General features: G+C 66.7%; 5 protein-coding genes and 1 pseudogene. 5 read left to right on the top strand and 1 reads right to left on the bottom strand.

Features of this window, described 5'->3' with window-relative positions; genetic code table 11:
* The 3 genes and pseudogenes from IV091_RS04425 to IV091_RS04435 all read left to right on the top strand — a co-directional run.
* Positions 1-925 (top strand): annotated as a pseudogene (locus IV091_RS04425) (molecular chaperone DnaK); the annotation flags it as partial.
* A gap of 43 nt (positions 926-968) precedes the next feature.
* Complete coding sequence (locus IV091_RS04430) at positions 969-1,835, top strand: transferase (RefSeq protein ID WP_293465651.1); 867 nt, start codon at positions 969-971, stop codon at positions 1,833-1,835.
* Between the two features lie 58 nt (positions 1,836-1,893).
* Positions 1,894-2,166, top strand: a complete 273-nt coding sequence (locus tag IV091_RS04435; RefSeq protein ID WP_293465654.1) for a hypothetical protein — start codon at positions 1,894-1,896, stop codon at positions 2,164-2,166.
* 31 nt (positions 2,167-2,197) lie between these two features.
* On the opposite strand, the gene IV091_RS04440 is transcribed toward IV091_RS04435, so the two are convergent.
* Positions 2,198-3,421: a putative zinc-binding metallopeptidase gene (locus IV091_RS04440; protein ID WP_293465657.1), complete on the bottom strand. Its 1,224-nt coding sequence runs from the start codon at positions 3,419-3,421 to the stop codon at positions 2,198-2,200.
* 238 nt (positions 3,422-3,659) lie between these two features.
* Here IV091_RS04440 and IV091_RS04445 point away from each other — a divergent pair, with 238 nt between their 5' ends.
* The gene (locus IV091_RS04445; RefSeq protein WP_293465663.1) at positions 3,660-3,851 is read left to right on the top strand and encodes a 4-oxalocrotonate tautomerase; all 192 of its coding nucleotides are present in this window, start codon (positions 3,660-3,662) and stop codon (positions 3,849-3,851) included.
* A 47-nt stretch (positions 3,852-3,898) separates the two neighbouring features.
* A partial coding sequence (locus IV091_RS04450) for an MFS transporter (protein WP_293465665.1) occupies positions 3,899-4,150 on the top strand: 252 nt, incomplete at its 3' end.

The following is a 4,150-nucleotide window of genomic DNA, read 5'->3' on the forward strand; positions in this document are numbered from 1 at the left end:
CAAGGAAGTGACGCAACTGCGCGCGCAACTGGAAAAGAGCCTGGGCGCGCGCGCGCAGTGGACCACGCCGCTGCTGCGCCAGTTGTTCGATGCGCTGTGGCAGCGCGCGCGCGGGCGCCGCCGCTCGGCCGGACACGAGCGCGGCTGGCTCAATCTGGCCGGCTACTGCCTGCGGCCGGGCTTTGGCGACGCGCTCGATGCGTGGCGCGTGCAGCAGCTCTGGACGCTGTTTGCGCCTGGCGTGCAGCATGTCCACGACAAGCAGGTCTGCGCCGAATGGTGGACGCTGTGGCGGCGCGTGGCGGGCGGCCTGGCCGCGCCCGAGCAGCTGCGCCTGCTGGAGGACTTTGCCTTCAACCTGCAGATCAACGCCGAAGGGCTGGACGAGCCCACAGCAGCCCAGTCGACCAAGCCAGTCAAGGGCAGCGACGACGACATGCTGCGCCTGGGCGCGTCGCTGGAGCGCATTCCGGCCGCCTACAAGGCCGAGATCGGCGACTGGCTGCTGGCCCGGCTGCACAAGTCGCTGGCGGCTCCGGGCGCCGGCCAGGGCCAGGACTTGGCCAGCGACAGCCTGACGCTGTGGGCGCTGGGCCGCATTGGTGCGCGCCAGCCGTTTTACGGCAGCCCGCACGACGTGGTGCCAGAGGACAGCGCCAGCGCCTGGGTGGACGCGCTGCTGGCGCTGGACTGGAAAAAGCTGGAGCCCGCCGCCTTTGCCGCCACCCACCTGGCCCGCGTCACCGACGACCGCGCGCGCGACCTGCCGCTGGCGCTGCGCGCGCAGGTCATGGCGCGGCTGCAGGCCATCAACGCGCCGCCGATCTGGGCCGCCATGGTGCGTGAACGCGTGGAGCTGGACGAAGCGGTGGAGCGCCGGCTGCTGGGCGAGTCCTTGCCGCCGGGGCTCAAGCTGGTGGCGTAAGGCGCTGGCTGCACAGGGCGCGGCCGATAATGGCGGCTCCACGATGCCAAAGCCACCACACCCGCCGCCCGCCCCCCAACGCGCGCGCGCCAGCGCCGCCGCGCTGGACCCCTGGCCCACGCTGCCCCAACTTGCGCGGCCCTTGCCCGAAAATGGCGCGTTGCCGCAGCACGCCAAGCCCTTTGTGCATGAACACGGCGGAACCAGGTCGCTGCATTTCACCCTGGGCGAGCTGCAAAGCAGCATGGTCATGCGCCGCCCCTGGCGGCTGGAGGTGGACTACACCCGGACCATGATGGGTTTTTTGCTGTTCAACCCTGCACCGCTGCACATCGGCATGATCGGGCTGGGTGGGGGCTCGCTGGCCAAATTTTGCTACCGGCAGCTGCCGGCCAGCCCGATGACGGTGCTTGAAATCAACCCGCATGTGATCGCGCTGCGCCGGGAGTTTCAGATTCCGGACGATGATGAGCGGTTTCGGGTGATCATGGCCGATGGCGCCCTTTTCATGCAGACCGAGGCGCCGCGCTTTGACGTGCTGCTGGTCGACGGCTTTGACCAGGACGGGCAGCCCGCCGCCTTGTGCACGCAGCGCTTTTACGACGACTGCTTTGCGGCGCTGCCCGGCGGCGGCGTGCTGGTGGTCAACCTGCACTACGACCACCCGGATTACCCGGTGCTGGCCGACCGCATCAGCCGCAGCTTCAGCGGCAACGCGGTCGAGGTCTTGTCCGAGGAGCAAAGCAACAGCATTGTGTTTGCCTCCAAAGGCCAGGCCATCTCGCCGCGCGGCATGAGCCTGTCCAAAAGCCTGTCGGGCCTGGATGAAGAGGGGCGCCTGCAGCTCAAGTCTGAGCTGGTGCGCATTGCCTGGCAGATGAAAACCCTGGATGATGGGGACTGCGCCTGACAGTTCAGGGCCGGCCGCCCCACGGGGCACCTCCAAAAATACAGGGAAGCACATGACCATGAAAACCAACTTTTCTTTTGAAGTCCAGTACCTTGCGCAATCGGACAGCGCGCAGGCAGAGCGCGATGCGGTCATGGGCGACCTGGGGCCACGGCTTCAAAAACTGCTGGCCGCTGGCGACAGCGCCGCCAGCGTGCAGGTCAGCGACAGCCACAAGGGCAGCAACCACAAGATCGTGGAGCTGACCACGACGCTGCAGGACGCGCAGATCGAAGCCATCCTGAAGGCCTTCTCTGCGCAATACGGCGTGCGCGTGGACGCGCTGGAATAGCCGGCGGCGCAGCCATCTACGACACCTGAAATCAGGATTGCGACTGGGTCTGCGCTGGCAGGGGCGGCAAGGGCGGCAGTTGCCCCGCGCCCTGCGTGCAGCCGGCCGAGGTCACCACGCGGTGAATGAAGTGCAGCTTGCGGACCACGTCCGGTTGCAGCACAAAAGGGTAAAAGTCGGGCTGCCCCATGCTGCGGGACATTTCATTGAGCAAGGTGGTGAGCCGGGTCCAGTGATTCAGAAGGGCCAGGAATTCTTGGGCGTCAGGGTGCCCGGGCGGGAACAGGGCGTCCTGCGTGAAGGGCATGAACTCCAGGTTGAACCGGTCCACGCTGAGCCCGAAACTCAGCGCAGTGTCGATCGCGTCGCGCATGTGCAGGTAGTGCGCCCAGCACTCGGCCCAGTCTTCCCACGGATGGGTGCTGGCATAGGCGCTGACAAAATGCTGCGGCCAGTCGGCGGGCGGCCCCTGCTGGTAGTTGCGCTGCAGGCTGGCCGCGTAGTCCACGGACTCGTCGCCAAACAGCGCATGAAAGCCCTCCAGCCACGGGGTGCCGGCGACCAGGCGGTCCCAGTAGTAGTGCCCCACCTCGTGACGAAAATGGCCCAGCAGGGTGCGGTAGGGCTCGCGCAGGGACTGGCGCACGGCTTCGCGCTTGGCGTCATCGGCTTCTTCGATATCGAGCGTGATCAGGCCGGTGTCGTGGCCGGTCAGGACATGCGGGCCGTAGGTGGGAGAACGCAAAAAATCAAACATCAGCCCGCGCTGGGGGTCTTCGCTGGTGCGGGACGCGACCGGCAGCTTGAGCAGAATCAGGGCAGAGACCAGGCGGCGCTTGGCCAGCTCGACCCGGCCCCACAGTTCGCCGTTGTCCGGCTGCTCGGGGTTGTTCAGGTCGGGAATGGTGCGGTTGAGCCGGCAGGCCCGGCACATGCCTTGGGGGTCGTCCAGCGCGATCAGCCAGTTGCAGCGCGCGGGGCTTGAAAGATGCGGGCAGCGTTTGTAGAGCGGCGCACCCTCGCCAGCCTCAACAGGCTCGGCAGGCGCTGCCCATTCCTGCCAGGTGCCGGGCTGCGGCCCGGGCTTGAGCGCCAGCAGCAAGCCGCGCGCGCAGTCGTAGCCCAGCGGCGTGCCGCAGGCCAGGCAGGTGCTGTTGCGGAAAAAAACCGGCTGCCCGCACTGGCAGTGGTAGTTGCGCCCGGCCAGCAGGGGCAAGGGCGGCGCGGCGGGGCCGGAAGGGGTGTTGGGCAACAAGGGCTTTACCGGGGGTTGCGGCGTTGGGCGGCGAAGCGCGCCCAAACGCGAAATGCCCAGTGTCCCACGCGCCCGCAGCGATGGCAGCGGCGCCCGGGCTTGTCTGCCTGTCGGCGCAGACTGACAAGCCCGGCATTTCGGCATTTATAGGTCGAGAGGCCGGCAGGCCGGCAAGTTGCGCGCGATCTGCTTTTATCATCTACCCTTGAACATTCATCCACTCACGCCCAAGGAAACCATGCCCACCTACCATGTCGAAATGCTGGAAGGCCGTACCATCGAGCAAAAGAAAAAGCTGGCCGAAGCCATTACCCGCGTCAGCGTTGAAATTCTTGGCGGCAAGCCCGACTCGGTCGACATCATCATCACCGACATCAAGCGAGAGAACTGGGCGACCGGCGGCAAGCTCTGGTCGGAACCCCAAAGCTAACCCCAAGCACCCTTTTGCGCACGCCCCCTGCGTTCACGCTTGCCGACATGCAGGCGCGCCATGGCCCACGGTACCGCTGGCTGCTGCTGTTGTCCGTGATGATCGGCACCATGGCCTCGATCATGTCGGCGACCATCGTCAACGTGGCGATTCCCGACATGAGCCAGCACTTTGCGCTGGGGCAGGAACGCGCACAGTGGGTCAGCTCGGGCTTCATGGTCGCCATGACGGTCTCCATGCTGACCACGCCCTGGCTGCTGGCGCGCTACGGCTACCGCCGCACCTACGTCGGCTGCATG

The sequence above is a fragment of the Polaromonas sp. genome (assembly GCF_018780625.1).
Lineage (GTDB): Bacteria > Pseudomonadota > Gammaproteobacteria > Burkholderiales > Burkholderiaceae_C > Polaromonas.

What these genes read in the sequence shown, in the direction of transcription:
- IV091_RS04435 (WP_293465654.1), top strand. Translation starts at nt 1,894, where the DNA reads ATGAAAACCAACTTTTCTTTTGAAGTCCAGTACCTTGCGCAATCGGAC.
- IV091_RS04445 (WP_293465663.1), top strand. Translation starts at nt 3,660, where the DNA reads ATGCCCACCTACCATGTCGAAATGCTGGAAGGCCGTACCATCGAGCAA.
- IV091_RS04430 (WP_293465651.1), top strand. Translation starts at nt 969, where the DNA reads ATGCCAAAGCCACCACACCCGCCGCCCGCCCCCCAACGCGCGCGCGCC.